The sequence below is a fragment of the Dehalococcoidia bacterium genome (assembly GCA_035310145.1).
Taxonomy (GTDB): domain Bacteria; phylum Chloroflexota; class Dehalococcoidia; order CAUJGQ01; family CAUJGQ01; genus CALFMN01.
Genome location: DATGEL010000078.1, coordinates 39,552 through 65,101, shown reverse-complemented (window position 1 = coordinate 65,101; position 25,550 = coordinate 39,552). Strand labels below are relative to the sequence as shown.

The following is a 25,550-nucleotide window of genomic DNA, read 5'->3' as shown; positions in this document are numbered from 1 at the left end:
CCGGCGCCGGCGGAGCGTAGCTTTCGATGGCCTCTCTGGCCTACCTGGCGCGGTGGTGGCTTGCAGCCGAGCTGATCGGCCTGGTTGCGCTGCCGCTCAGCTTTCGCGTGTTCCGGCGCCTGCCCGACCGCGGCTACGCGCTCGCCCGCGTGCTTGGCCTCGCCGTGCTGATCTACGTCCTGTGGCTGGGCGGCACGGCAGGTGTGCTGCCGTTTTCGACGGGTTCCGTCCTGCTCGGGCTGGGCGGACTGGCGCTCGCCGGCCTCTGGCTGTACGGGCGCGATCGCGAGCAGCTGCATGCCTGGTTTCGCGCGCACAGCGGCTATGTGATCTGGTGCGAGGCGATCTTCGTCGTCGCCCTGTTGCTCGTCGGGCTGCTGCGCTCCTACCAACCGGCGATCGCCGCCACGGAGAAGCCGTTCGAGTTCGCCAACTACAACGCCGTCACCCGCGCCGCCGACTTCGCGCCCACCGACCCCTGGCTTGCGGGCAAGCCGATGGCCTACTACTACGGCGGCTACGTGGGACTCGGCGCCGTCGCCAAGCTGACGGCGACGCCGGCCAGCTACGCCTTCAATGTCGGCTTGGCGCTCACCGCGGCCCTGGTGTCGCTCGCCATCTTCGGCCTGGCAGCGAACGCGGCGGCGATGCTGCGCCCCGGCAGCTCGCTGAAGGAGGGCTGGCCGCTCGGCGCGGGCCTGCTGGCGGTCGTGCTGCTGATGGTGATCGGCAACCTCGCCGGCGTGTTCGAGTTCACTGCCGCGCATGGCTGGCTGCCGGCCGGCTTCTACTCGCACCTCGACATCCTGGGGCTGGGTCCGGCCGACGTGGCCGGCCTGCGCAGCCCGCACTGGTGGCCCGAGAACTTCTTCGGGTCGAGCTGGCGGCCGACGCGGCTCGGCTCGAACTGGAACTTTTTGGAGTTCCCGTCGTTCAGCTTCCTGCTGGGCGACCTGCATCCCCACGTGCTGGCGCTGCCGTTCAAGGTGCTGGCCGCCGCCTTCGGCCTGGCGCTGCTGCTGGCCGACGAGCTGCCGCGGCCCGGTCGCTGGCGGGGCGGCCTCTCGCTGTACCTGCTTGCCGTGCTCAGCATCGGCCTGCTGATCTTCGTGCATCCCTGGGATTTTCCTGTCTTCGCCACGCTCGCGGTACTGATGATCGTCGCCCGCTGGTTTCTGCGTCGCGATGTGGAATGGCCCGTTGGCGCGCTGCAGGCGGGCGGCGTGGTCGCGCTGGGGCTGCTCGGCTACGCACCGTACTTCTTCTCCGCCAGCGGCAGCGTGCAGTCGCCCTACCTTCAGCCCACCGAGGTCTTCTTCCGACATACCGAAGTGGCCGGCCTCACGGCCGAGGGCATGTTCCTGCCCTTTCAGCACTTCCTGCTCTTCTGGACGCCGCTGATGCTGCCCTCGGCGCTGTTCGTCTGGTACTGCCTGGCGAACCGCGGCTGGCGCGGCCTGCGCCGCAACGGGCTGAAAACGCTGAGCGCCGTCGCCCTGCTGCCACTGGCCTGGGCGCTCGCGGTGCTGGCGCGGCACGGGACGGGCGGGCTGCGCGCGGAGTTGGAGATCCGCGGTCCGGGCTGGCTGACGGTGGTCGTCACCGGTCTGCTGCTTGCGGCAACACTGGCCGCACTGCTCGACGAGGCGCTGGCTGAGCGAGAGCAGGCCGGCCAGCCGGCCCGCATCTTCCTGCTGGGCGCTATCGCGGTCGGCGTGCTGCTGGTCTACGGGCCGGAGCTGTTCTACATCCGCGACAGCAGCCTCACGCGCGCGAATACGACATTCAAGCTCTGGTACTGCGCCTGGACGTTGCTCAGCGTCAGCGGCGCGGTCGGCGGGCTGTACACGCTCGCGCAGTGGCGGCCGGCGCTGCCGGTGGCGCGGCGGCTCCTGCCGGTCGCGGCGGGGCTTTCCGCGGCCGTGTTCGCCGGGTCGCTGGTGTATCCTGCTTACGCCAGCTTCAATCGCACCAACGCCTTCAAGGGCGATGCCGGGCAGCCGCGCACCCTCGACGGCCTGGCCTTCCTCAAGCAGACGGACGGGGACGAGTACGGCGCCGTCGCCTGGCTGAACGGTCATGTGCCCGGCGTGACGACGGTGCTGGAGGCGTACGGCGATTCGTACAGCTTTGAGGGCCGCATCGCTTCACGCACCGGGCTGCCGAGCGTGATCGACTGGGAGTTTCACGAGCAGCAGCAGCGCAGCCAGCAGCCATATTTCGAGCAGCGGCGGAACGACGTCGGCGAGATCTACCAAACGTCGGACATCCGCCGCGCGTTTGACTTGTTGACCCGGTATGGCGTGGGCTACGTGGTGGTCGGCAACCCGGAGCGCATGGTGTACGGCAGCGGTGGGCTGGCCAAGTTTGCGCAGATGGGCGACGCCGTCTACCAGAGCCACACGGTGACGATCTACCGCATCGTGCCGCCGCCGCTGTACGCAACCTCGCCATGAACGAGCAAGAGCGCGAGCCGCCGATCAAGCGCACAGGAGCCGGGGTGGATCGGGTCAACGACGCCGGCGCGAGCCTTCGGGCGGCAGAGATCGGGACGGCCCCAGTCATAAGCGGGCAGAGCACGTCTCACGCGGCCGATCGGGCGCGGCCGCTCGAAGGCTCCGTCGCCCAGCCATGGGACCAAAGGCAACGATCGCGACGTTCGGGCGGGGCGGCGAGGGGGTATGGCACGCCGTTCACCATGCCTCGGGCCGTAACCGTTGAGCAGGCGCTCTGGCTGTTGCTGCTGGCCGCGGCCGCGGCGTTGCGGCTGTTCTCGCTGGGCGAGGTACCGCTGACGCAGGCCGAGGGGACGCGAGCGCTGCAGTCGCTCGGCGCCGCCCAACTGCGGCCCGGCGGCTTCGCTGCCTGGCCCGGCGGTCTCGCCGACGCGGTCACGGCGCTGCTGTTCAAGCTGTTTGGCGCCGGCGACGCTGCGGCGAGGGTGGTTCCGGCCATCGCCGGCGTGCTGTTGATCGCCTCGTTCTGGCTGCTGCGCCCCTTCTTCGGCCGGGGCGCGACCTTCGCGGCCGCGGCACTGGCCACGGTGTCGCCCGTCTTCGTGGCCGCTTCCCGGTCCAGCGGCGGTCAGTCGCTTGGCGCCGCGCTCGCGGTGCTGATCACCGCGCTGGCGCTGGCCTGCGTGGTGCAGCCGACCACGCGCCGCGTCGCGGTCATCGTCGCGCTGGCCGTCTTCGGCCTGGGCACGGACGCGGTGTACCTGGCCCTGGTTCTGCCGCTGGCAGGTTGGCTGATCGCCCGCGGCGCCTGGGCGCACGATCCGGCGGTGCTGAGCGCCTGGACTCGCGTGCGCCGCTGGCGCATCTGGCTGCCGAGTGCGGCGCCCCTGTGTGCCGCGGCGCTGCTGCTCACCTGCTCCCGCTTCGGCTTCGGCTTCCAACGTCTGCAACCCGGCGCCACGGCCGAGTTCGCGCTGGCCTTCAAACCGTTGCCGCAGAGCCCGCCGTGGCACTACCTCTTTGATGTCCTGCTGGGCTACGAGCTGCCCTTGCTGCTGGTCGGCGCCCTCGGCGCCTGGCTGGTGGTACGCGGGCGCCTCTGGCGCGGCCGGCCCGTCAACGGGCTGGCGCTTGTCTGGCTGGCGGCCGGAGCCTCGCTCAACTTGCTGATGGGCGCCCGCCAGCCGTCGACCTTGCTGCTTACCACGCTGCCGCTCGCCTTACTGGGCGGCGTGGCCCTCAACATCGTGACGCGAAGCTTCGTCGAGGGGCAGCCGGAGCTGATCGACCTCTTGCTGGCGGGCGGGCTGATCGCGGCGCTGGCGTTTTGCCTGATCTCGGCCGGACTCACCCTGAATGTCGCCATATTTGGGCCCGTGCAGCGGATCTGGTTCGGGCTGATGCTGGCCTTCATCTGCTTCGCCGGCGTGCTGTACCGCTGGCGCGACGCTGGCGCCGGCACCGCGGTGTTCGCCAGCGCGGCCCTGGCGCTCGTGGGGTTGGTGTTTAGTCTGCACGGCGCCGCGGCCGTGGCCTTTGGCAGCGGCGACGAGTTCCTGGTCGCTCAGCACACCACGCACGAGGGAGTGGCGCTGGCGCGGCTGCTGCAGCAGAACGGCGGCGGCGTGTCCACGGTCACGGACGAGGCGCTGTTGCCGCTGGCATGGTACCTGCGTGACACGGTGCGCAGCGGCGGCCACGGGGGGGCGCAACTGATTGCCGCCGGTTCGCCCCCGCCCTCCGGATTTTCGCCCGCGGGCAACGCCACGGTCGTGTCGTTGCGCTGGGCGCCGAATTCGTTGAGCGCGCACGGCGTGGTACGGTGGTGGGTGTTTCGCAAGGCGTGGCCGTCGGCAGCCGCGGTCAGAGTACAACTCGTCGTCGCCAGGTGAGCCGGCGAGTGATCCGTCTGGGGCGCGGAGGCGAATGGGCGGTGAGCGGGCTCACGTGAACCGGTGATCCTGGTGCGGCGGGCCGGCGGAGGCGTGGATGAGCACGATCGCGGGTGAGCGTGGCTTCGGCGGTGAGGAGGGCGCCGCCTTCTGGCAGCGCGGGCTGGACCGCCTGCTGGCCGCCGAGCTGCATCTCAGCCTTGAGGCGTGGCTGTATATCGGGCTGGTCCTGCTGGCCGCCGTCCTGCGCTTCACGGACCTGGGCGCCCGTGCCCTGCATCATGACGAGAGCCTGCATGCGACCTATAGCTGGTACTTCGCGACGGGCAAGGGTTACACGCACGACCCGCTGATGCACGGACCCTTGCTCTTCCATATGACCGCCCTGGTGTACCTGCTGTTCGGGGCTTCTGATGCCACGTCGCGCTTCGCCCCGGCGCTGTTCGGCACGGCGCTGGTGCTCGTGCCGTTGCTGCTGCGGCCCTGGCTGGGCCGTGTGGGGGCGCTGACGGGCGCGGTCTTCATCGCCTTTTCGCCCTCGGTGCTCTACTACAGCCGCTTTGTTCGCAACGAGTCCTGGGTCGCCTTCTTCACGCTGATGCTGGTCGTTTGCCTGATGCGATTCCGTGCGTCGCAGCGGGAGCGCTGGCTCTATCTCGCGGCCGCCACGCTGATGCTGGAGTTCGTTTCCAAAGAGACCGCGTTCATCATCGCGGCGATCGTGCTGCTCTACCTGAACGGCTGCGTGGGGGCGGATCTCGCGCGGCAGCTCGCGCCGGCGGGCGAGGATGGCGAACGCGACACCAATCTGGCGCGGATCGGCATCTTCATCGCCGTGCTGCCGGTCGCCTGGCTGTTCGTCTGCGTTTGGCCGCTGATCGACGAGTGGCGCGAGCGCAACGGTTTGCGGGAATTCCCGGCAGACGCGCCTATGCTGCTGGTGCTCGGCCTGCTGGCGGCGCCGCAGTACTCGGCGGCGATCCGCGTCATCCTGCAGAAGCTGCCGCTGGTGCACTACGACATTACCCAGCCGGGGACCGTGGGCATTCTCGGCTATCTGTTCACGCGTACCGAGGCCGTCGGCGCGGTCACCGTGCTGGGGCTGCTGGCGCTGACGCTGATCGTCGGCTGGTGGTGGGATCCGCGCCGCTGGTTCGTCGCGGCGGCGATCTTCTACATTCCGTACTTCCTGCTGTTCACGACGTTCATCACCAACCGCGACGGCTGGACCAGCGGCATCTGGGGCGCGCTCTCCTACTGGCTGGATCAGCAGGGCGTGCAGCGCGGCACGCAGCCCGTCTTTTACTACGGCCTCACGCTCAGCGTGTACGAATACCTGACGCTCGGGCTCGCGGCCGCGGGGCTGCTGATCCACGCGATCCGGCGCGGAATCGACAACACCCTCTTCCTTCTGGTCGCGGCCGCGTTGATCCCCGTGATCGCGATGGTAGACGGCGGCATCGGCCACCTCGTCGCGGGAACGCTGGTCGCCTGCGCAATCGCCTGCGCCACGATCGCAATGCGCGGCGATCCGCTGCGGCAGTTTCTGCTGTTCTACTTCGGCGCCCTCTTCTTCGGCCTCTCCGTCTCCGGCGAGAAGATGCCCTGGCTGACGGTGCACCTGGCGTTGCCCCTGACGGTGCTTGCGGCGCTGGCCGTCAACGACGTCTGGGGCGCCTTCCTCGACCTGGCGCCGCGCCCGCGCCGGTACGCTGCGGCCGTGATCGCGATCGCACTCGTCGCCAGCGCCGGGCTGGCCTACCTGCTCGCCTGGAACGCGGCGAGTGACGGCCTGCGCGTACTCGCCGCGCTCGGCGCGCTGGCGGTGCTGATCATGGCCGGGGTCGCACTCACGCGCTTGCTGCGTCGCGCCGGCTGGCTGCGCAAGGGGCAGGCGCCCGCCTGGGCGGCCGGGGCAGTGGCGCTGGCCGGCTTCATCGGCCTCTTCGGCGCGCTGACCGTGCGCGCCGACTACCGGCTTAACTGGATCCACCCGGACACGCCGGACGAGATGCTGATCTACACGCAGTCGTCGCCCGATATCCCCAAAGTGGCGAAGAAGATCGACCGGCTCGCGCGCGAGTCCGGCTTGGGCAACCAGCTTACGATCACGGTGGACTCCAACGACGCCTTCACCTGGCCCTGGGCCTGGTACCTGCGCAACTACCCGCTCACCGGCTTCCCGGATCTGTCGGTCTACACCAGCAACCCCTCGGCCGCGGCGGCGCTCAACCCGGGCAAAGTCCTGATCGTGAACGCACAGGACGTGGCGGTGGTGACCCCGTTCGCCGGCCAGTACGACGCCGGCCAGCGCCTGCACCACCGCTGGTGGTTCCCGGAAGGCTACAAGACCGGCACCAGCACGCGATCGATCTTGACGCGGCTGCGGAACGGCTCCGAGCTCAAGCGCTGGTGGGGGTACATCACCAACCGCGACGGCTACGGCGTCACCTCGTCGGATATCAGCCCGCGCCCGACGCCCGATCGGAGCGGCCAGCCGGCGATCGTCTCCGGCAGCACCGCCCAGGGCATCGAGTATCTCGGTTCGGTCGATTCGTACGTCTACTTCCCGGCCGACTGGACGCCTGGCAAGGGGCTGAGCGGCGCGGCGAACGGCGCCGGCGGCACGGCGCACAGCAACGGCTCGACCCTGACGATCGGCGTCTTCGGCACGCAGCCGGGCCAGTTCAACAGGCCGACGGACGTCAGCCTCGACCAGTCCGGCGATCTGATCGTGGCCGACTCGCTCAACAACCGCATCCAGAAGTTCGATGCGCAGGGCAGCGTGGTGGCCACGGCCACGCAGGCGGGAGGCGTTACCTTCCACGAACCGTGGGGCGTCGCTTCGGATGCCGTGGGGAACGTCTACGTCTCCGACACCTGGAATCACCGCATCGTCAAGCTCGATGCCAACCTGCAGTTCGTCAAGGCGTGGGGACAGCTCGCGGTCGGCGGCGTGCCTCGGTCGCCGCTTGACCTCTACGGCCCGCGCGGCATCGCCGTGGCGCCGGACGGCACGCTCTGGGTGGCCGACACCGGCGACGGGCGCATCGTGCATTACGACGCCAACGGGAATCCGCTGGGCGCCTTCGGTTCGAAAGGCAGCACGCCGGGCCAGTTCAACGAGCCGGTGGGCATCGCCGTGGCCACCGACGGCACGATCTTTGTGGCCGACACCTGGAACAACCGTATCGTCGTGCTGAATCAGGAGTTCAAGGTCCAGAACCTGATCCAGGGCGACCAGTGGGGCTGGGTGGCATCCGCCGCCGATCAGACGCAGACGAACAAACCCTTCCTCGCGGCGCTGCCGGACGGCACCATCCTGGCGACCTTCCCCGGCGCCGACCCCGTGGCGCATCCGAATGCCGTGGCCGTCGTACGCTTCGACCGCAACGGCAAGATACTCTTCTCCGATCGCCAGTTGCCCAATGCGGCCTCGCCGCTGCGCGAGCCGATCGGTGTGGCCGCGGATGCGGCCGGGAACGTCGCCGTGACCGACGGCCTGCTGAACCAGGTGATTCGCTTGCCGGCGGCCGCGCTTGCGGGGCACTGACCGGCGTGCGCCGCGGGTCGGGGCCGGTTCGGGCATGAGACGCGGCGGGCAGGCTACACTGATCCGCGTAAGCCTACCACGGAGAGGGCCGCGTGCTCCGTAGCGTCCGTTTCTGGCTGGGGCTGGCGATCAGCGCGGCGTTCATCGGCCTGCTGTTCTGGCGCACGCCCACCGGCGATATCGTGCGCGCCCTCAAGGGAGCGAATTACTGGTGGTTCCTGCCGGCGCTGGCGCTGTACCTCGCCTCGATCTGGGTGCGGTCGTTTCGCTACCGCTTCCTCGTGCGTGACCTTGCGGAACTCTCGGCGAACCAGCTCTTCCCCGTACTTTGCATCGCCTTCATGGCCAACAACCTGCTGCCCGCGCGTGCCGGCGAGTTGATGCGCGTTTATGTGCTGGGCGAGCGTTACGGGCTGAAGAAGGTTTCGGCGCTGGGCACGGTGATCGTCGAGCGCCTTTTCGACGGGCTAACCTTGCTCCTCTTCTTTCTGGTCACGGTGGCGCTGCTCGGCTCGAACGGCACGCTGCGCGGGCTGGCCGCCGTCTCCGTCGCGGTCTTTCTCGTCGCGCTGGCGATCTTCGGCCTGATCCTGCGCTGGCCGCAGCGCGCGGAGGCGCTGGCGCATCGGGTCGTGGCGCTGCTGCCGCACCCGCTGCAGCCGCTGGGGCGGGAGCTTTCCACCTCGCTGCTCAGCGGCATGGTGGCGCTGCGCAATCCGGCGGCGCTGATCGTCACCGTCGTGACCTCACCGCTGGCCTGGGGCATGGAGTCCGGCGTCTTCTGGATGGTGGGACAGTCGTTCGGCCTGCACCTGAATCTGGGCTGGTTCATGATGGCGATGGCGGCTGGCAACCTGGCGCTGACCGCGCCCTCGACGCAGGGCGGCATCGGCCCGTTTGAGTTCTTCGCTCGCCAGGTGATCGTGATCGCAGGCGCCGGCGAGGGCGTAGCGACCGCGTATGCGCTTGTCGCACACGCGATGATCATCGTGCCTGTCACGGTGCTGGGGCTGCTCTTCCTGCCGATCTACCACCTGAGGCTCGGAGAAGCACCGGCGCAGACCGCTGCTACGGAAGACGTCGAAGAAGGCGACGCGCCCGACCCGCCCCGATCGCGCGCCGTCGCAGAACGCTGAATCTCACCGATTCGGTTCCCTGTTCCGTCTTCCTCGAAACCTGTACCCTGTAGCCATGCTGCTCGCAATCGATATCGGCAACACCAGCGTCCACGTCGGCGTCTTCATTGGCGAGGAGCTGCGCGCAAGCTGGCGCCTGGGCACCGATCGCGAGCGGCTGCCGGACGAGTATGCGATCCTGCTGCTCAGCCTGCTGCGCACCTGCGGCATCAATCCGGCCGATGTGCGCGAGTGCGTGCTAAGCAGCACCGTGCCGGAACTGACGCCGACCTTCTGCGAGCTGACGCGGCGCTACTTCGGCTGCACGCCGCTCGTGGTGGGCAGTGGCGTGCGCACAGGGCTGCGCATCCTCTACGACAACCCGCGCGACGTCGGCGCCGACCGCGTGCTCGACGCCGTCGCCGCGATCAAGCTCTACGGGCCGCCGCTGATCATCGTCGACTGCGGCACGGCCACGGTCTTCGATGCGATCTCGCGCGACGGCGACTACATGGGCGGGGCGATCGCGCCCGGCATCGGCATCGCCGCCGAGGCGCTGTTCCAGCGGGCCTCGAAGCTGCACCACGTCGAGCTGGAGAAGCCCAAGCTCGCTATCGGCAAAAACAACGTGCATTCGTTGCAGTCCGGCATCATGTTCGGCTACGTCGGGCTGGTTGAGGGGATCGTCGAACGCTTTCAGCGTGAGCTGGGCGGCGGCGCCCGTGTGATCGGCACGGGGGGCTACGCCGCCACGATCGCACGCGAGACCGACGTATTTGACGCGGTTAACATCAACCTGACGCTGCTTGGACTGCGCCTGGTCCACGAACTCAACCGGGCCTGACTGGGCCCGGACCACACAGCCGCCAGACTGCGGCGACAAACCATGCCCGGGTGACGCGAGATCCGGCGTTGCCACGGGACAGGAGGACGATCTGGTGGCAGCAATCGATCCAGCGAACGGCGTGTCCGGTCCGGCGAGCGAGGGCAAGCGGCCGCCCATGCAGTTCGGCGTACTGCAATTCTTCTCCTGGCCGAACCGCGCCGTGCCGCTGCAAACCGTCTACGCCCGTGCCCTCGACCGCATCGATATGATGGAGCACTCCGGCGGCTACGAAGCCGTCTGGCTGGCGGAACACCACTTCAACACCTATTCCGTCTGCCCCTCGGTGCATCTCATGGGCATGCTCGTGGCGGCGCGCACGGCGAAGCTGCGCATCGGCACCGCCGTCTCGCTGGCGCCGATGTACCACCCGCTGCGCCTGGCCGAGGAGGTAGCGCTCCTCGACGTGCTTTCCGGTGGCCGGGTGAACTGGGGCGCCGGCCGCGGCAACGACCCCACCGAATTCGGCGTCTTCGGTCTCGATCTCGACAGCAGCTACGCGCACTTCCGCGAGAACGTGGAGATCGTGGTGCGCGCCTGGAGCGAGGAGCGGATCAGCTACTCCGGGCAGTTCACCACGGTCGAGAACATCGAGGTGCTGCCGAAGCCGCTGCAAAAGCCGCACCCGCCAGTCTGGCTGGCCGCGTCTTCGCCCGACGCGCTGAATTGGGCCGGGTCGCAGGGCTACTCGATCCTGATGGACCCGCACTCACCGCACGGGGATATCGCCGCGAAGTTCAACAACTACAAGGCCGCGCTCAGCACGGGCGGGCACACGTTCGCCGGCCGCCGCATCCCCATGGCGCGGCTGATTGCCGTCGCGCCGACCGACGACGAGGCGCGCGAAACGGCCCGCCGCGGCGCTCAGTGGACCGTGTCGGCCTACGTGAACCCGAACCGCCGCGCCCAGAACCGGGCCAACCACCTGCGCCCGGCCGGCGCGCCGCCCGTCGACGCGAACGTCGATCCGATCGACCGCTACGTGAACCAGGTGATCATCCACGGCAGCCCGGCGAGGATGGTGGACGAGATCCTGCGGCTGCGCGAGGAGATCGGACTCGACTATCTGCTCTGCGCGCCGCTCAGCCACCAGTCCTTCGTGCTGTTCACCGAAGAGGTGCTGCCGGCGCTGGCGCGCCAGGTCGCGATTGGCGCGGCTGCCAGCGCGGCAGACTAAGGCGCAACGAGACCCGCTGCGCCTCGGCACGCACGGCGCCCGCTTTCCGCAGGAGGCTGTGATGGCTCAACCAGAAGCGCAAGGCCTGGTGCTCGCCGATTCCGCCGGAAATTACTACCTGCTGTCGAGCGAGGACCTGCGACGTGCTCGCGTCTCCGAGGAGCGTAAGGCGGAACTGCAGCGCGCGCTCGGCGCCGACGTCTCCGGCTATATCACACCGATACCCATCCCGGAGGGCAGCGCGTTGCTGCTGGGCTCGTTCACCTTGCTGGGCATCGTTACCGGGCTGCAGCACGCGGCGGTCGATCCCGGAGGCGGAATCGACATCCCCCCACGCGGTTAAAGGGCCGGAATCGCGAGGCCGCTAGCGTGTGGCGGCGGCGGGCACGAGCTCGCGGGGCGCGGCGGCCCCGACGATCAGTTCTTCGCCGGGAGGAATCAGGCGGGTGTGCGTGTGGCGCAGGTAGAGCAGCGCCGCGGCGACGCCGGCGATGCACAGCCCGCCCATTGTCGCCAGCGCAGGCTGCACGCCGGCGCTCTGCGCCATGCTGCCGATGATGAAGCTGCCGATTGGCGTGCTGCCGGCAAACAGTAACGTCTGGATACTCATCACGCGGCCGCGCAGGGGCGCCGGCGTGATCAGTTGCAATCTCGCGCTGTTCGTCGCCGTAAACACGCTGCTGCTCATGCCCAGCAGCACAAACAGCGGCGCCAGCAGCAGCCAGGTGCCCGACAGCCCGATGGCCAGGAGGACGATGCTGAAGCAGGCGGCGCCGATCAGCAGCACGCGCCGCGTCGCCCGGCCCAGCCAGGCGATGCACAGTGCGGCGACCACCGAGCCGGCCGCCATGCAGGAGGTCAAGAGGCCGTAGCCCACGGCGCTGGTGTGCAACACGAACTGGGCGATCAGCGGCGTGAACACCTGGAAGTTGAAGCCAAAGGTGCCGATCACCGCCATAGTGATCACCGCGAGACAGATGTCGGGCGTGGTCACCGCGTAGTGCAAGCCTTCGCCGACCTGCTTCAGCACCGCCGCGCGCTTTGGCCGCTCGACCTTGTAGAAGCGGCTGGGGTCCATCATCAGCAGACCGGCGAGCACGGCGATGAAGCTTACGGAGTTGAGGTAGAAGCAGAGCGCGGTGCCCAACGTCGCCACCGTGATGCCGCCGAGCGCCGGCCCGACAAGCCGCGTCATCTGCAACTGCGAGGAGTTCAGCGCGACGGCGTTGGGCACGTCCTTCGGCCCGACCATCTCCATGACGAAGGCCTGGCGTGCGGGCATATCCATCGCGTTGGCGGCGCCCTGCACGGCGGCAAGCAGGTAAATCAATGGAATGTTGATCAGGTGCGCCGAGGTGAGCACGGCCAGCACCACGGCCTGGACCGCCATGATCGACTGGGTGCCGATCAGCAGGCGCTGGCGCGCGAAGCGGTCGGCGACCACGCCGCCGAACAGCGAAAGGAGCAAAACCGGCAGAAACTGGAAGGTCGAGACGGCGCCGAGCGCCAGCGCCGAGTGCGTGCGGCTGAGCACGAACCAGGCCAGCGCCGTGGACTGCATCCAGGTGCCGACCTGCGAGACGAGCTGGCCGAAGAAGTAGAGGCGATAGTTGCGCACCCGCATTGAGGCCCAGGTGGCGCGCAGCGGCGGCCGTTCGCCGCCCACGCTCATCGTTGGGCCTCCGCCGGCTCGGCATCGGGCGCGGCCGGCAGCGCTGCACGGGCGGTGGCCGAGGCGCCGGCCAGGCGTTCGAGTGCTACGGTAACCCCGGCGATCTCGCCGCCGAGCTGCTGCATAACTTCATCCAGGAAGGCGACGGCCGGTCCGCGCAGCTCGCCGACGAGCGCTTCGCCCTCCGTCGTCAGCCGCAAGGGGATCTGGCGGCGATCGCCGGGCGCCGAGCCGCGCTCGATCAGGCCGCGATCGGCCAGCTTGCCAACGAGGCCGCTGGTCGTGGAAACGGTGACGCCAATGGCGCGGGCCAGCTCGCCGGTGGTGATGCCGGGCGTGCGCCGCACCTGGTAGAGCACGCGCAGTTGCGGCAGGGTGACGTGCCACTGCTCCCACTGCCGCAGCCGCACGACGTCCAGGTCGCGCACGGCCTGCCAGTAGGCCTGGCGGAAGCGTAACTCGATCTCAGAACGCGCGTTGCTCATGGATCAATTGTACGGCGATACAGGACAGTCCGTCAATGCGGATCAGTCCGCCGGCACGGATCAATTCAATCTGCTCGTGGCGGCTACCCTTCTCCCGGCGCCAGCACGCGGCCGCTGGGCATGTGAATGCGCACCGGCTCAAGGTAAACCGGCGCCACCGTCGTCGTCTCCGGCAGCAGATGGGAGACGGCCATCTTCAGCGGCTCCGTGGCCATGTCCAGCCACATCGGGTAGAGGTCGTCGTGATGCGCCGCGAGCAGAACCTTCGGCCGGTACAGCGCGACCAGGGGCAGCGTGCGCTCGTCGAGCTGGCGTCGCATCAGCGGCCGGCCGATGAAGCCAACGATCGCCGCGTCGACGCCGCCGATCTTCTCAAAGAAGCTCTGCTCCTCACCACTGATTGGGCCGGCGCTGTCACGGTAGACCAGGCGGAAGTCGCCGAACTCGAAGATCAGGCACATCGTCGCCTCTTCGAGCACGGCCTTGTCCATGCTGCCGCGGGCGCGCACGGCGTCGTGGTGCGCCTGCTCCTTAGGCGAAAGCGGGCCGAGATCGTCTTCAAACTGCTGGCGCGCCTGGCCCAGCGCCTGCACGTTCGGCCGCGGGTCGGGCAGATCTTCGTGGGCCATCAGGTGGAACCCGTGCAGGATGCGCACCCGGTACTCGCCGAACTCGAGCACGTCGCCCTCGCCCAGACCGCGGTAGCCTTCGGTCTGCCGCGGGTCCAACCCCTCGCGGATTACGACCTCGGAGGCGATCGGGTGCCCGATCACCTTCGCGCCGGTGCGCCGGGCGACGGCCGCGGCGTCGGAGATGTGGTCGTAGTGCGGGTGGCCGATGAAGATCTCGCTGGCGCGCACCACGTCTCGCGGGCCGAAGCCGATCGGACGCATGCGCGGGCCGCGGTCGTAGTGGCAGTCGAGCAGGAAGACGCGTCCGCCGGCGTTGACCTCGAAGTTTGCCGTGCCGAGCCAGCGCAGCGTGAGCACATCCGACGATGCTTCGCTCGGGCCGCCAAGCATGGCCGGCAGGCTGAAGGCGTTGCGGTTGCCGCCGAGGTCGCCGCGCGAGTGGTGCGCCATCCTGCCCCCCTTCCGGGCGGAGACTCGGGAGTTCAGTCCGCCGCCGCGTGCGCCTCCACGCCGCTCTCGAGCGCGGCGAGGATCGCCTTCACGAGGCCGCGGGCCGACTCGGCGCTGAGCTCCACCGCTACGCGCTCTCCCGGGGCGCCCGCGGCGGGCACGAAGTCGATGTTCAGCGCATGGTCCAGCGGCGCATGGAAGGGGTGGTCGAAGTAGACGTTCGCCTCATCGACGCGCATCCAGCCCTTCGGCCCTTTGGCGCTGCCGACCACCTTCGTCTTCTCGGTGATGTACGTGCACATTGCTCCCTCACAATACAATGCTTGGTTGCTCCGGGCGGCGGCTGGACGATCTATCCCGCCACGCGCCCCGCCGCGGCCCCAGGTCGAACAAAATCTAGCGCACGCCGGCAGCAACGGGCGCCGGTGCGCTCAGATGGCGCTCGTAGAAGGCGAAGACCTTGCGCCAGGCGTCGGTCGCCTGCTCGGAGCGGTAACCCGCCCGATCAACGGCGAAGAAGCCGTGGCCGGCGCCGTCGTAGCGGTGGAACTCGTAGTTCTTGCCGAGCTGCTTGAGCACCGTCTCCGTGCGGTTCACCTGGTCCGGCGTCGGGTTGGCGTCGTCGTTGCCGAAGATGCCCAGCAGCGGCGCGGTCATCTTCTCGGTCAGGTCGATCGGCGCGACCGGGCGCATGGCGTTCAAGGCGTTCGGATCGTCGACCACGACGTTGCCGCCCCAGCAATCGACGGCGGCATCGACGCCCGGCAGGCGGCAGGCGGCGAGGTAGGTGTGGCGGCCGCCGGAGCAGAAGCCGATCATGCCGACTTTGCCGTTGGCGTAGGGCTGGGCGCGCAGGAAGGCCATTGCGCCGGCCACGTCGCTCATCACCTGGTCGTCGGGCACGCCGCCGCCGGCGCGGACCCTGGCCGCCACATCGTCGGGGCTGCCCGGGCCGGCGCGGTGGTAGAGGTTCGGGTCGATGGCCGCGTAGCCGTGGTAGGCCAGCTTGCGCGTCGCCTCTTTGCACCACTCGTCCCAGCCAGGGGCGTGGTGAATCAGCACGACGCCCGGAAACGGGCCGGCGCCCAGCGGCCGGGCGTAATAGGCCTCGATCGTGTCACCGTTGTGGCCCTGGATCGTGACCGTTTCGGCGATCATGCCCTCGTACGACATCGCGTTCTTTCCCTTCCTGAACTGCGCTGCTCGTGCCGGCGACCGGCGCCACTCCCTGCGCAGACCTACCAGCGGCCTTCGTGAATATACTCGGACAAAGACAGCTTTTGCCGCTGCTCACGCGGCGGGGCATCGTCGGCCGGATAGCCGAAGGCCAGCACCCAGGTGCAGCGGTGGCCTTCGGGCAGGCCCAGCACGCGCGCCGCGTCGTCGTGGTGGTGCATCGTCACCGGGCAAGAGCTGATCCCTTCCGCCCAGGCGGCCAGCATCATGTTCTGCGCCGCACGGCCGGCGTCGAACGACATCGCGCGCTCGGCATCCCACTGCCCGCTCGGCGGCAGGGTCACAATCGCCACGGCGATCGCCGCCGCGGGAAGTTGCGCTGTGAAGTTGCCGCAGGCGCCGACTTCCTCGCGCCGCGCACGGTCGCGCAGGAGAACGAAGCGGCACGGCTCCGCGTGCTTGGCGCTGCCCGCCATGCGCCCCGCCTGCAAGATCCGGTGCAAGGTCTCCTCGGGGATCGGCCGACCGGCGTAGGCGCGGGTGTCGCGCTTCCCGCGGATCGTGTCGAAGACGGCGGTGCGCTCGCCGGTCGTCATCTGGCTCCTCCGAGTTTCTCAGCCTTCTGGCCGGCAGTCAGCGCTCTACGAGCTGGGTCAACACGCCGTTGGCCGAACCGGGATGGATGAAGACCTGGCCGCTCAGCGGCTTGTCCGGCCCCGGATCGCCCAGCAGGCGCACGCCTTTGCCGCGCAGCTCGCTCAGCGTGGCCGGCAGATCATCCACGGCCAGCGCCATCAGGTAGACGCCGTCGCCGCTTGCAGCCACGCGACGGCCGACCGGTCCTTGATCGTTGGTGGGCGAGACCAGCTCGACGTACGACGGGCCGAAGCGGAAGTAGGCGTTCTTGAAGCCCGCGCCGGGCGGCTCGCCGCGGTCCGTGGCCGCAATGCCGAAGAGTGTCTCGTACTGCTTGATCGCGGCTTCGAGGTCTTTCACCGCGATCACCACGTGGTCCACGCCTCTGAACATGCTTTCCTCCTTTGCAGATGGTTTCAAAACCGGCTCGGATTCCCGCTTACAGGTGCGCAATATCACTTGACCGCCGAATTTGAAACCGTGCCTTATCGACCCGTTTGCACCGCTTCACCAGTGCAGCGCGTCCGCCATCTGCCGCTTGTGCCACTTCGGATCGCCGAGGAAATGGAACAACGTGCGCGACATCTGCGTGTGCGCGACGAGGCCGTACTCCCGCGCCGAGCCGACGCCCGCGTGCACCTCGTGCGCAGCGTTGCAGGCCTCGAAGTAGGCTTCGCTGGCCACGGCCTTGGCCATATGCACGTCGGCCGCGGCGGGACGGCCCGTGTCCAGCTTCCAGAGGGCGTGGTACGTCGTCCAGCGCGCCGCATCGAGGTGATTCACCAGGCGGATGATGTGGTCCTGCACGCGCTGGAAGCGGCCGATCGGCACGCCGAACTGCACGCGCGTCTGGCTGTACGCCACCGACATGTCGAAGACGGCCTGCGAGCCGCCGACTTCGTAGGCGCAGAGCACGGGCAGCGCCTTTTCCAGCGCGCGCTCCAGCGCCGCCCAGCCGGCGTTCTCCGCGCCGCCTAGCAGGGCAGACGCGGGCGCCTGCACATCCTGGAACGCGACCTCGCACTGCCAGCCGACGAAACCGGAAAGCACGCGCGACGACACCCCCTGCGCGCTCGCATCTACCAGCAACAGGCTGATGTCACGTTCTTGAGGCCCGGTGCGCACGGCGACGACGATCTGCGTGGCTGCCAGCGCATCGCTGACGAACAGCTTGGCGCCGTTCAGCACGTAGCCGCCGTCGCGGCGCTGGGCCGTGAGCTGCACGCCGCGCGGCCCCCACGAGTTGTTCGGCTCCGTGATCGCCACGGTAAGCACCTGGCGGCCCGCGGCGACCGCGGGCAGGATGGCCCGCTTCTGCGCCTCGTTGCCAGCCTCGAGCACCGTGAGGGCGCCAAGCACCGCGGAGCTGAAGAACGGCCCCGGCACCGGCCCGCGTCCCAGCTCCTCATAGAGCACGGCCGCATCGGTGAACGAGCCGCCGGCGCCGCCGTACTCGGCCGGGATCAGCAGGCCGAGCCAGCCGAGCGCAGCCGCCTGCTCCCAGATCTCCGGTCTGAAACCGGTCTCCGAGCCCTGCAGCGCGGTGATCGCGTCCTTCGGCGCCTCGCGCTCGATGAAGTTGCGCGCCACCTGCCTGAGCATCTGCTGGCTCTCCGTCAGGGAAAGGTCCATCGTCGGCTCCTGTACTGGCGCCGGCCCGCCCGGCCCTCACCCACCGCCGAGGATTCCTTCTGACTCTCCCAATCCAGGGGAGAGGGAGGGGTGCTTCGGTTCGAAGGTTCGGGGTCGGGGCGATTCCAGGCGGCCACCGGCGGGCGCATGGCCTCACCCCTGGCCCCCCTCCATGGGATGGAGAGGAGAGACGCCTAACCCGGCCTTCGCCCCGCGCTCCCGCCAATCGATCTCCCCTTCCCCCAGGACTGGGGCAAGATGAATGAACCAGGGGACGAGAGCCACGGTCTCACGACACGCTGCCCGCCAGCTCGCGTGTGCTGCGGCCAATGCCGATGCGCCGCGCCATACTCACGCGCTGGATGTCGGCCGTGCCGCCCGGATGCACCGCGACGATGCCGTTGCGTTGCTGCGACTCCAGAAAGCCGCCGGGCGAGCCGTAGACCTCGTCGTCGGTGAGCGCGGCGGGGCCGACGGCCTCGAGAATCGCGCCGGTCATCCACAGGCCGGCCATCTTGCGGTGCAGCGAGAGCTGCGGCCCCTCATACGACCTGGGCTGCTTCGCGTAGGTCAGCCAGAAGTTGCGCAGGCCGAAGAGCCGTGTGACCTCGCCCTTGATGTAGATCTCGGCCAGCAGGTCACGCACGTCCCGGTCTTCGGTCAGCGGCGCGCCGTCGCGCATGGTGGTCTGGCAGTAAGCGAGCAGGCGCTCCCACAATCGGTTGCGGCCGATGCGGCCACCGCCGCCGTGCTCCAGCTCCAGGTGCGTGCTGGCGACGCGCCAGCCGTTGTTCTCACCGCCCACCAGACACGAGGCCGGCACGCGCACGTCGTCGAAGAAGACGGTGTTCTTGTGGCCCATGTCGGAGCCGCCCTCGCCGCCGCCGCCCATCAGGTCCATCGGCTGCACCGTGATGCCGGGCAGGTTGGCATCGATCATGAACCAGCTCAGGTTCTGGTGGCGCTGGCCGCCGGGATCGGTGCAGCAGATCGTCCACATCCAGTCGGTGCCATTGGCGCTGCCGACGAAGATCTTCTGGCCGTTGATCACGTACTCGTCGCCGTCGCGCACCGCCTGCGTGCGCACGCCGGCGAGATCCGAGCCCGCGCCTGGTTCGCTGAGCAACTGCCAGACGCGCACCTCGCCCTTGTAGATCGGCGGCAGGAAGCGCTGCTTCTGGTCCTCGGAGCCCCAGACGAGGATGCTTGGCGCGCCGAGGGTGCCGCCGGTGTCGTAGAAGGGCGGCAGCGAGAGGTCCAGCCGGTCGGCTTCCTCTTCCAGGATGATGGTGTGGTCCACATCGAGGCCGCCGCCGCCGTGCTCGGCCGGCGCGTGGGGGAAGAGCCAGCCCTTGGCGCCGAGCTTGCGGCCCAGCTCGCGGCGCTGGAGGTAGAGCTGCAGCGACTCGTCGGCGTCCTTCGGCTCGCGCGTGAGGCCGGGCGGCACGTTCGCCTCAAACCAGGCGCGCACCTCGGCGCGGAAGCGCAGCTGCTCCTCGCTGTAGGTCACTTCGAAGTCCATGCGCGGCTCCGTCTTCGCTTGCAATCGTTCGGCGTGGACGATCGATCTGCCATCCGAGGTGTACCGCCCCGGCGGCGCGCCTGTCAACGCGGCTTCAGGCGCGCAGCCACAGCGGCTCGATGCTGATCACGCCGGCGGCTTGAAGGTCCGCGTACTCGTCGGCGCTGAGGCCGAGCAGACCGCGGTAGACGCGGGCGTTGTGTTCACCAAGGCATGGCGCCGGCGTGCTGGGCCGGCGCGGCGCGGCAGCGAGCCGCCAGGGCGCCGAGACGAAGCGGTGCGGCTCCCCAACCTCAGTCGGGATCAGTTCCTCCCACCAGCCGCGGGCCTTGAGCTGCGCGTCGTTCAGCAGTTGCACGCCGGTGAGCACCGCACCGGCAGGCACGCCGTGCCGCTGCAGGAGGTGCATCAGTGCGTGCTTGTCGTAGCCCGCCGTCCACGCGGAGATCGCGGAGTCGAGCTCGTCGTGCAGGGCCCTGCGGCCCGCGGCGGTCGTCAAGCGTTCGCCCCGCGTCCAGGCGGGATTGCCCATCGCCTGCTGCAGCCGCGCCCACTGCCCGTCGTCCTCTATCGAGATCGCAATCCAATCATCCGGCCCGCTCGGTTGACCGTCACCAGGCGAAGCGCCTCTGGCATCCCTGCCCGAGCTTCCAGCTCCCCTGTTCCCTGAACACGGGTAGACGCCCTGCGGCGCGAACTGCGGATGGCGATTGCCGATCGGTCCTTGCACCCGGCCGTTGAGCGCGAAGTCCATCATCGCCTCGCCGAAGAGGCCGATCGTCGCCTCGCGCTGCGAGAAGTCGACGAACTGTCCCTCGCCGGTCTGCCGCGCTCGGCGCAGGCCGGCGATCAGCGCGCCCACGGCCAGCACGCCGGCGACCGGGTCCGGGTAGGTGCCGTTGGTCATCAGCGGCGGCCCGTCGCGGTAGCCGGTCACGGAGACGAGGCCGCCGGTCTGCTCCAGCGTCGAGCCCAGGGAACCGTAGTCGCGCTCCGGTCCGCTGTCGCCCTGGCTGCTGAGCTTGAGATAGACGAGGCGTGGGTTCACCGCTCGCAGCTCGTCCCAGCCGAGTCCCTGTCGCTCCATCACCGAGGCGCGGAAGTTTTCGGCGACGGCGTCGCAGCAGGCCGCCAGCCGCTTGCAGAGATCCTTGCCGCGTTCGTCCGAGAGGTCGAGGGTGATGCCGAGCTTGCCGCGGTTGCGCTGGTTGAAGTAGGCGGCGCGGTTCCACGGCCGCTCGCCCGGCTCGCCGTGCGGATACTGCTTGAGCTGCGTCTCGCCTTCGGGATGCACCGGGCCGCGGCTGATGTCCGGACGGCGATTGGATTCGACCTTGATCACCTCGGCGCCGAGGCCGGCGAGCAAAAGCGTCGCGTACGGCCCCACCGCGACCTGGGTAAGATCGAGGATGCGGACGCCTTCGAGGGGCGGCGTCGAGGGCGTAGGGCCCAGGGCGTCGGGCGTCGAAGGTGGCTTCGCGGGCATGCCCTTGTCGGCGCGTTGCGTTGTCGCTTGCGCGTGCTCGCCGAGCAGCGGGGCGCGGCCGGTGACCGCGGGCATCTCCCCGATGCGGAAGGGCAGGCCGGGATAGCGGGCGCTGCCGGCGACGGGGTGCTCGATTTGCTGGAAGAAGCCGCGGGCCGCGAGCTGGGCGGAGGCGTGCAGGTCGGCCGCGGTCGCCACGTAGCCGGCGATCGAGCGCAGGCTCTGCAGCTCGTGGTAGATCGCTTCCTTCGGCTGGCCGCGAACCAAGTCCGCGACGATCTCGGCTACAGCTTCACGGTTCTCGCGCCGCGCCGCCGAGCTGGCGAAGCGCGGATCGGCGGCCAGCTCCGGCCGGCCCAGCATCGCGCAGACGCGCGGCCAGGTCTCGGCCGCGACGCCCATCTCCAACCCGACCGAGGCCCAGCCGTCCTTCGCCTCCAGCAACACGCTCGGCCGTCGCTGCAGGTTCGTGCCCTGCCAGGTGGCCTCGATGCTGGCGTGAATTTGCGTGATCGCCGTCGCCTCCTGCAGCGAGATATCGATCGCCTGGCCTGCGCCGGTGCGGTCGCGCTGCCACAACGCCGCCATGATCGCACTGAAGGCGGCGCCACCTGCGTTGCACAGGGCGGGGCTGCCGCCGATCTTCAGCGGCTCGCGATCGGGCAACCCGATCGTGTACAGCAGGCCGCCCAGCGCCTGCGCGGTGATTTCGGTAGCCAAATAGTCGCGGTACGGACCGTCCTGCCCGAACCGCGTGATCGAGCAGAGGATCATCCGCGGGTTCTCTCCCGCAAGCGCGGCGAAGTCGAGTTCCAGAGCCGCGAGCGTGCCCGGCATGAAGCCCTCGATGATGATGTCGGCCTCGGCGGCGAGTCGCCGAAACTGGGTCCGGTCCGGAGCACGAGTCAGATCGAGGACGATGCTCTCCTTCGCCATATTGAGGTAGAGGAAGAGGCCGCTCTTCTCCGGGTGCGGCTCGTCGCCGGCGAAGGGGGCCAGCAAACGGGCACGGTCGCCGCCTGGAGGCTCGATCTTGATCACTCGCGCGCCCAGCGCAGCCAGCAACTTGCCGCAGTACGGCCCGGCGATGCCCTCGCTCAGCTCCAGCACCGTGAGATCGCTTAGCACCAGCCCCTCTTCCCTCATGCTCGCCTCCCGCGCCTCGCGGCCCAGTCTACGCCGCCGCGCGCGTTGACAGTGCAGCAGCGCTTGCCTACGTTGAGGCCGCCGGGCCCGTCCCGGCCCTAACTACCCTCTCTCCGGAAGTTCGCGCTTCGCGCGATGGATTGTCATGGAGAGGGGCCGGGGGTGAGGCCATGCCCGGACCGCTGGCCGGCCTGCGCATCTTCGACCTGACGATGTGGATGGTCGGGCCGTGGGCCTCGATGCAGCTCGGCAGCATGGGCGCCGACGTGATCCACATCGAGCAGCCGGGGGTGCTCTGGTCGTCGCTTGGCGCCGGCGTGCCGCCAACGATCGACGGCACCTCGATCGGCTACATCACCTGGAACATGAACAAGCGCGGCCTCTTCCTCGACCTCAAGGCCACGCGCGACCGCGCCACCGCGTACGAACTGCTGCAAACCTGCGATGCCTTCCTGATCAACATGCGCCCCGGTGTGGGAGATCGCCTTGGTCTCGGCTATGAGACGGTGCGCGCGATCAATCCGCGCCTGGTCTACTGCTCGGTCACCGGCTGGGGCGAAAGCGGCCCGATGGCCGAGCGCCCCGGCGCCGACACGCAGATGCAGTACGTCAGCGGCTTCTGGTCCACAAACGGTCCGCGCGGCGGCGAGCGCGAAATCTACCGGCATTTCACGCAGATGGACGCGACGACCGGCAACTACGCGGCGCAGGCGATCCTCATGGCATTGCTGGCGCGACGACGCACCGGCCGTGGTCAGAAGGTCGAAGTGCCGATGATTCGCGCGGCCGCGGCGCTGCAAACGGCGCGGCTGGCCGAGTACCTGGCGACGGGCGCACTGCACGTGCCGCTTGGCAGCGCGGCATACGCCACCGCGCCCGACCAGTGCTTTCTCTGCGAAGATCAGCAGTGGCTCGGCGTCTCCGTCACGAGCGAGGACGAGTGGCGGGCCTTCTGCGCCGCGATCGAGCGGCCGGAGCTGGCCGCCGACCCCCGCTTCGCCACGAACGCCGAGCGTGTGCGACATCGCGACGATCTGGCGGCGCTGCTGCAGCCGGTTTTCCGTGCAAAGCCGCAGTTCTACTGGATGATGAAGCTGGCCCACGCCGGCGTGCCCTGCGGCTATCCGCTGCGTTTCGAGCAGTTGCGCCAGCATCGCCAGTCGGTCGAGAACGAGTATTTGCTCGAGGTCGAGACCTCGGCCTGGGGGCGCGTCTGGACCGGCGGGCCGCCCTGGCACTTCTCCCGCACGCCGGCAGCCTGGCGCGGCACGCCCATGCCCGGCGAGCACACCGGCGAGATCTTGGACGAGCTGGAGCGCAAGCTCAACGCCGCGCCGGCCGGCGCCCAGGCGGGCTCGTCATGAGCGGGCCGCTGGACGGCTATCGCGTGGTCGAGCTCGCCGAGGGCGTGGCCGGGCCATACTGCGCGATGGCGTTGGGCGATGCCGGAGCAGATGTCATCAAGATCGAGCCGCCGGCGGGTGACCGCGCCCGCGGCTGGGGTCCGCCGCTGCGGGGCGATACAAGCGCCGTCTTCCTCAGCCTGAACCGCAACAAGCGCGGCGTGGTCCTCGATCTGGCCAAGCCGGGCGGGATCGAGTCAGCGCGCGGGCTGCTCGCGAATGCGGATGTGGCCGTGATCGATGCGAACCGTCTGCCGGCTCCCGAACTCGGCTATGACGCGATGGCGGCCTTCAATCAGCGGCTGGTCTGCTGTCAAATATCCGGCTACGGCGACCGCGGGCCATGGGCGAACCGGCCGGCGGGCGAGCTGCCGGCGCAATTGCTCTCCGAGGCCACGTCCTCGCTCGGGCATATCGGCGAGGAGCCGGTGCGGCTGGGCACGGACGTCGCCAGCATGTACGCCGCCAACTATGCCGTGCAGGCGATCTGCGCCGCGCTGCTCGAACGCGAGCAGAGCGGCCTCGGACAGCGCATCGACGTCTCGCTGTTCGGCAGCATGCTGGCGATGCGCTCCACGCTCTGGGTCGCTCTCTCCAATCCCGACGAGTGGTGGGGCTTCCACCTCGACAGCTACGTCAAGCCGCCGGACCAAGGCTACCGCTGCAAGGACGGGGCGATCTTCTTCTCGCTGGCGCGCATGGAGCGCGAGCGCTTCGACGCGTTGCTGCGCGAGCTGGACATGGAGTGGGTGCGGGACGATCCGCTCTACCCGCTGCTTGAGCGGGACACGGCGGGCGGCACCGGCCGCCACGCGCACGAGGTCAAGCATCTCTGGGAGCGGGCCTTCGCCGCCTTCACCACGGCGCAGGTGACCGCGATTGTGGAGCGCCTCGGCGGCACCTGTTTCCCGATGAACGACTACGCGCAGCTCGTCGCGCTGCCGCAGGTGCAGCACCTGGGCATGGTGCAGGAGATCGAGCAGCCCGGCATCGGGCCGCTGCGCGTGCTCGCGCCGCCCTGGGAGTTTTCGGAGACGCCTGCCTCGATTCGCCGCCCTGCGCCACGTCTCGGTGAGCACACCGCCGAGATCCTGCGCGAGATCGCGTCGAGCGAGGCGCGGCCGTGAGCGAGCTGTCGCGGCGGGTGGCCGTGGTCGGCGTCGGCAGCAGCCGCTTCGGAAACTTTCCCGAGAGCGACGCCAACGGCCTCGCCGCCGAGGCGCTTCGCAACGCGCTGGACGACGCCGGCCTGCGCGCGAACGAGATCGACGGCCTCGTCGTCAACCGCGTGCCGCACTACGCCCGCTTCGGCGAAATGACCGGCATCTCGCCGCGCTGGGGCGCCCAGTTCCCCGCCGAAGGGCGGATGAGCGGCATCTCGATCGAGGCGGCGGTGATGGCGATCGCCTGCGGCATGGCGAGCACCGTGGCGCTGGTCTACGGCAACAACGGCCGCTCGCGCCGCGTCTACTACGGCGGCGACCCGAGCTTCTGGGCGCCGTGGGGGATGACCTCTCCCGGCGCGCAGCACGCGCTGCTGTGGCGTAAGCACATGCTGCGCTACGGCAGCACCACCGAGCAGCTCGGCCAGATCGCCGTTACCTTCCGTGAACACGCGCTGCTCAACCCCAACGCCGTGATGAAGCGGCCGATCTCGCTGGAAGATCACCGCAACGCCCGCTACATCGCCGAGCCGCTGGGGCTGTTCGACTACTGCCTGATCAACGACGGCGGTGTGGCGCTGATCCTGACCAGCGCCGAGCGGGCGCGGGATCTGCGCAAGCCCCCGGTCTACATCGCCGGCATGGCCCGCGCCGACGACTACCGCGCCGCCAGCACCTGCCCGGACGACTTCTGGTTCGGCGCGATGCAGCAGTGCGCCGAGCGGGTGTATGCGATGGCTGGCCTCGGCCGCGAGGCCGTCGACGTGCTGCAGATCTACGACAACTTCACGCCCACCGTGGTTTTCTCTCTGGAGGGCTTCGGCTTCTGCGCGCAGGGCGAAGGCGGCCGCTTCGTGGAAAACGGCAGGCTGCGGCTGAGCGGCGCCCTGCCGGCCAACACTTCGGGCGGCCATCTCTCCGAGAGCTACATGCAGGGCTGGGGCTTGAACGTCGAGGCGGTGCGCCAGGTGCGCGGCGAATGCGGGCCGCGCCAGGTGGCCGGCTGCAACGTCGCGCAGTTTCTCTGCGCCACGCCCTGCAGCGTCTCGATCATCTACACGCGGTGAAGCC

The 25,550-nt window shown here is 69.2% G+C and carries 20 protein-coding genes; 10 read left to right on the top strand and 10 right to left on the bottom strand.

Annotated elements, in window-relative coordinates; genetic code table 11:
- The first annotated feature begins 26 nt into the window (after nucleotides 1-26).
- The 7 genes from VKV26_14830 (at nucleotide 27) to VKV26_14800 (ending at nucleotide 11,419) form a co-directional block, all read left to right on the top strand.
- Nucleotides 27-2,456: a DUF2298 domain-containing protein gene (locus tag VKV26_14830; GenBank protein ID HLZ71174.1), complete on the top strand. Its 2,430-nt coding sequence runs from the start codon at nucleotides 27-29 to the stop codon at nucleotides 2,454-2,456.
- A 242-nt stretch (nucleotides 2,457-2,698) separates the two neighbouring features.
- Nucleotides 2,699-4,348: a glycosyltransferase family 39 protein gene (locus tag VKV26_14825; protein ID HLZ71173.1), complete on the top strand. Its 1,650-nt coding sequence runs from the start codon at nucleotides 2,699-2,701 to the stop codon at nucleotides 4,346-4,348.
- Between the two features lie 97 nt (nucleotides 4,349-4,445).
- Entirely contained in the window at nucleotides 4,446-7,901 is a 3,456-nt protein-coding gene (locus tag VKV26_14820) for a flippase activity-associated protein Agl23 (GenBank protein HLZ71172.1), read from the top strand.
- Nucleotides 7,902-7,993: 92 nt separating this feature from the next.
- The gene (locus VKV26_14815) at nucleotides 7,994-9,037 is read left to right on the top strand and encodes a lysylphosphatidylglycerol synthase transmembrane domain-containing protein (protein ID HLZ71171.1); all 1,044 of its coding nucleotides are present in this window, start codon (nucleotides 7,994-7,996) and stop codon (nucleotides 9,035-9,037) included.
- 55 nt (nucleotides 9,038-9,092) lie between these two features.
- Nucleotides 9,093-9,860, top strand: a complete 768-nt coding sequence (locus VKV26_14810; protein HLZ71170.1) for a type III pantothenate kinase — start codon at nucleotides 9,093-9,095, stop codon at nucleotides 9,858-9,860.
- Between the two features lie 94 nt (nucleotides 9,861-9,954).
- On the top strand, nucleotides 9,955-11,076 hold the full coding sequence (locus tag VKV26_14805) for an LLM class flavin-dependent oxidoreductase (protein HLZ71169.1): 1,122 nt from the start codon (nucleotides 9,955-9,957) through the stop codon (nucleotides 11,074-11,076).
- Between the two features lie 61 nt (nucleotides 11,077-11,137).
- The gene (locus tag VKV26_14800) at nucleotides 11,138-11,419 is read left to right on the top strand and encodes a hypothetical protein (GenBank protein ID HLZ71168.1); all 282 of its coding nucleotides are present in this window, start codon (nucleotides 11,138-11,140) and stop codon (nucleotides 11,417-11,419) included.
- 21 nt (nucleotides 11,420-11,440) lie between these two features.
- Here VKV26_14800 and VKV26_14795 read toward each other — a convergent pair whose 3' ends face one another.
- The 10 genes from VKV26_14795 to VKV26_14750 all read right to left on the bottom strand — a co-directional run bounded on the left by VKV26_14795 (nucleotide 11,441) and on the right by VKV26_14750 (nucleotide 21,913).
- Nucleotides 11,441-12,748 carry an MFS transporter gene (locus tag VKV26_14795; protein HLZ71167.1) on the bottom strand — a complete coding sequence of 436 codons (1,308 nt, stop codon included), beginning with the start codon at nucleotides 12,746-12,748 and terminating at the stop codon, nucleotides 11,441-11,443.
- Nucleotides 12,745-13,233, bottom strand: coding sequence for a MarR family transcriptional regulator (locus VKV26_14790; protein HLZ71166.1), 489 nt, complete (start codon nucleotides 13,231-13,233; stop codon nucleotides 12,745-12,747). The genes VKV26_14795 and VKV26_14790 overlap by 4 nt, the downstream gene beginning before the upstream one ends.
- A gap of 83 nt (nucleotides 13,234-13,316) precedes the next feature.
- Nucleotides 13,317-14,315: an MBL fold metallo-hydrolase gene (locus VKV26_14785; GenBank protein HLZ71165.1), complete on the bottom strand. Its 999-nt coding sequence runs from the start codon at nucleotides 14,313-14,315 to the stop codon at nucleotides 13,317-13,319.
- Between the two features lie 32 nt (nucleotides 14,316-14,347).
- The gene (locus VKV26_14780; GenBank protein ID HLZ71164.1) at nucleotides 14,348-14,617 is read right to left on the bottom strand and encodes a DUF6295 family protein; all 270 of its coding nucleotides are present in this window, start codon (nucleotides 14,615-14,617) and stop codon (nucleotides 14,348-14,350) included.
- 94 nt (nucleotides 14,618-14,711) lie between these two features.
- On the bottom strand, nucleotides 14,712-15,488 hold the full coding sequence (locus tag VKV26_14775) for a dienelactone hydrolase family protein (GenBank protein ID HLZ71163.1): 777 nt from the start codon (nucleotides 15,486-15,488) through the stop codon (nucleotides 14,712-14,714).
- A 65-nt stretch (nucleotides 15,489-15,553) separates the two neighbouring features.
- Nucleotides 15,554-16,087: a nitroreductase family protein gene (locus VKV26_14770; GenBank protein HLZ71162.1), complete on the bottom strand. Its 534-nt coding sequence runs from the start codon at nucleotides 16,085-16,087 to the stop codon at nucleotides 15,554-15,556.
- A gap of 37 nt (nucleotides 16,088-16,124) precedes the next feature.
- Nucleotides 16,125-16,520: a VOC family protein gene (locus VKV26_14765; protein ID HLZ71161.1), complete on the bottom strand. Its 396-nt coding sequence runs from the start codon at nucleotides 16,518-16,520 to the stop codon at nucleotides 16,125-16,127.
- Nucleotides 16,521-16,634: 114 nt separating this feature from the next.
- On the bottom strand, nucleotides 16,635-17,759 hold the full coding sequence (locus tag VKV26_14760; protein ID HLZ71160.1) for an acyl-CoA dehydrogenase family protein: 1,125 nt from the start codon (nucleotides 17,757-17,759) through the stop codon (nucleotides 16,635-16,637).
- Between the two features lie 289 nt (nucleotides 17,760-18,048).
- Entirely contained in the window at nucleotides 18,049-19,281 is a 1,233-nt protein-coding gene (locus VKV26_14755; protein ID HLZ71159.1) for an acyl-CoA dehydrogenase family protein, read from the bottom strand.
- 94 nt (nucleotides 19,282-19,375) lie between these two features.
- Nucleotides 19,376-21,913: a CoA transferase gene (locus VKV26_14750; GenBank protein HLZ71158.1), complete on the bottom strand. Its 2,538-nt coding sequence runs from the start codon at nucleotides 21,911-21,913 to the stop codon at nucleotides 19,376-19,378.
- Between the two features lie 170 nt (nucleotides 21,914-22,083).
- Here VKV26_14750 and VKV26_14745 point away from each other — a divergent pair, with 170 nt between their 5' ends.
- The 3 genes from VKV26_14745 to VKV26_14735 are packed head-to-tail and all read left to right on the top strand — an operon-like array spanning nucleotide 22,084 to nucleotide 25,546.
- On the top strand, nucleotides 22,084-23,277 hold the full coding sequence (locus VKV26_14745; protein HLZ71157.1) for a CoA transferase: 1,194 nt from the start codon (nucleotides 22,084-22,086) through the stop codon (nucleotides 23,275-23,277).
- Nucleotides 23,274-24,443: a CoA transferase gene (locus VKV26_14740; GenBank protein HLZ71156.1), complete on the top strand. Its 1,170-nt coding sequence runs from the start codon at nucleotides 23,274-23,276 to the stop codon at nucleotides 24,441-24,443. The genes VKV26_14745 and VKV26_14740 overlap by 4 nt, the downstream gene beginning before the upstream one ends.
- Nucleotides 24,440-25,546, top strand: coding sequence for a thiolase family protein (locus VKV26_14735; protein ID HLZ71155.1), 1,107 nt, complete (start codon nucleotides 24,440-24,442; stop codon nucleotides 25,544-25,546). The genes VKV26_14740 and VKV26_14735 overlap by 4 nt, the downstream gene beginning before the upstream one ends.
- Nucleotides 25,547-25,550 lie beyond the last annotated feature (4 nt).

Excerpts from the sequence above, each read along its gene's own strand:
- VKV26_14830 (HLZ71174.1), top strand. The coding sequence starts at position 27 with ATGGCCTCTCTGGCCTACCTGGCGCGGTGGTGGCTTGCAGCCGAGCTG.
- VKV26_14765 (HLZ71161.1), bottom strand. The coding sequence starts at position 16,520 with ATGTTCAGAGGCGTGGACCACGTGGTGATCGCGGTGAAAGACCTCGAA.
- VKV26_14780 (HLZ71164.1), bottom strand. The coding sequence starts at position 14,617 with ATGTGCACGTACATCACCGAGAAGACGAAGGTGGTCGGCAGCGCCAAA.
- VKV26_14820 (HLZ71172.1), top strand. The coding sequence starts at position 4,446 with ATGAGCACGATCGCGGGTGAGCGTGGCTTCGGCGGTGAGGAGGGCGCC.
- VKV26_14775 (HLZ71163.1), bottom strand. The coding sequence starts at position 15,488 with ATGTCGTACGAGGGCATGATCGCCGAAACGGTCACGATCCAGGGCCAC.
- VKV26_14785 (HLZ71165.1), bottom strand. The coding sequence starts at position 14,315 with ATGGCGCACCACTCGCGCGGCGACCTCGGCGGCAACCGCAACGCCTTC.
- VKV26_14760 (HLZ71160.1), bottom strand. The coding sequence starts at position 17,759 with ATGGACCTTTCCCTGACGGAGAGCCAGCAGATGCTCAGGCAGGTGGCG.
- VKV26_14745 (HLZ71157.1), top strand. The coding sequence starts at position 22,084 with ATGCCCGGACCGCTGGCCGGCCTGCGCATCTTCGACCTGACGATGTGG.
- VKV26_14790 (HLZ71166.1), bottom strand. The coding sequence starts at position 13,233 with ATGAGCAACGCGCGTTCTGAGATCGAGTTACGCTTCCGCCAGGCCTAC.
- VKV26_14800 (HLZ71168.1), top strand. The coding sequence starts at position 11,138 with ATGGCTCAACCAGAAGCGCAAGGCCTGGTGCTCGCCGATTCCGCCGGA.
- VKV26_14810 (HLZ71170.1), top strand. The coding sequence starts at position 9,093 with ATGCTGCTCGCAATCGATATCGGCAACACCAGCGTCCACGTCGGCGTC.
- VKV26_14740 (HLZ71156.1), top strand. The coding sequence starts at position 23,274 with ATGAGCGGGCCGCTGGACGGCTATCGCGTGGTCGAGCTCGCCGAGGGC.
- VKV26_14795 (HLZ71167.1), bottom strand. The coding sequence starts at position 12,748 with ATGAGCGTGGGCGGCGAACGGCCGCCGCTGCGCGCCACCTGGGCCTCA.
- VKV26_14755 (HLZ71159.1), bottom strand. The coding sequence starts at position 19,281 with ATGGACTTCGAAGTGACCTACAGCGAGGAGCAGCTGCGCTTCCGCGCC.
- VKV26_14750 (HLZ71158.1), bottom strand. The coding sequence starts at position 21,913 with ATGAGGGAAGAGGGGCTGGTGCTAAGCGATCTCACGGTGCTGGAGCTG.
- VKV26_14770 (HLZ71162.1), bottom strand. The coding sequence starts at position 16,087 with ATGACGACCGGCGAGCGCACCGCCGTCTTCGACACGATCCGCGGGAAG.
- VKV26_14825 (HLZ71173.1), top strand. The coding sequence starts at position 2,699 with ATGCCTCGGGCCGTAACCGTTGAGCAGGCGCTCTGGCTGTTGCTGCTG.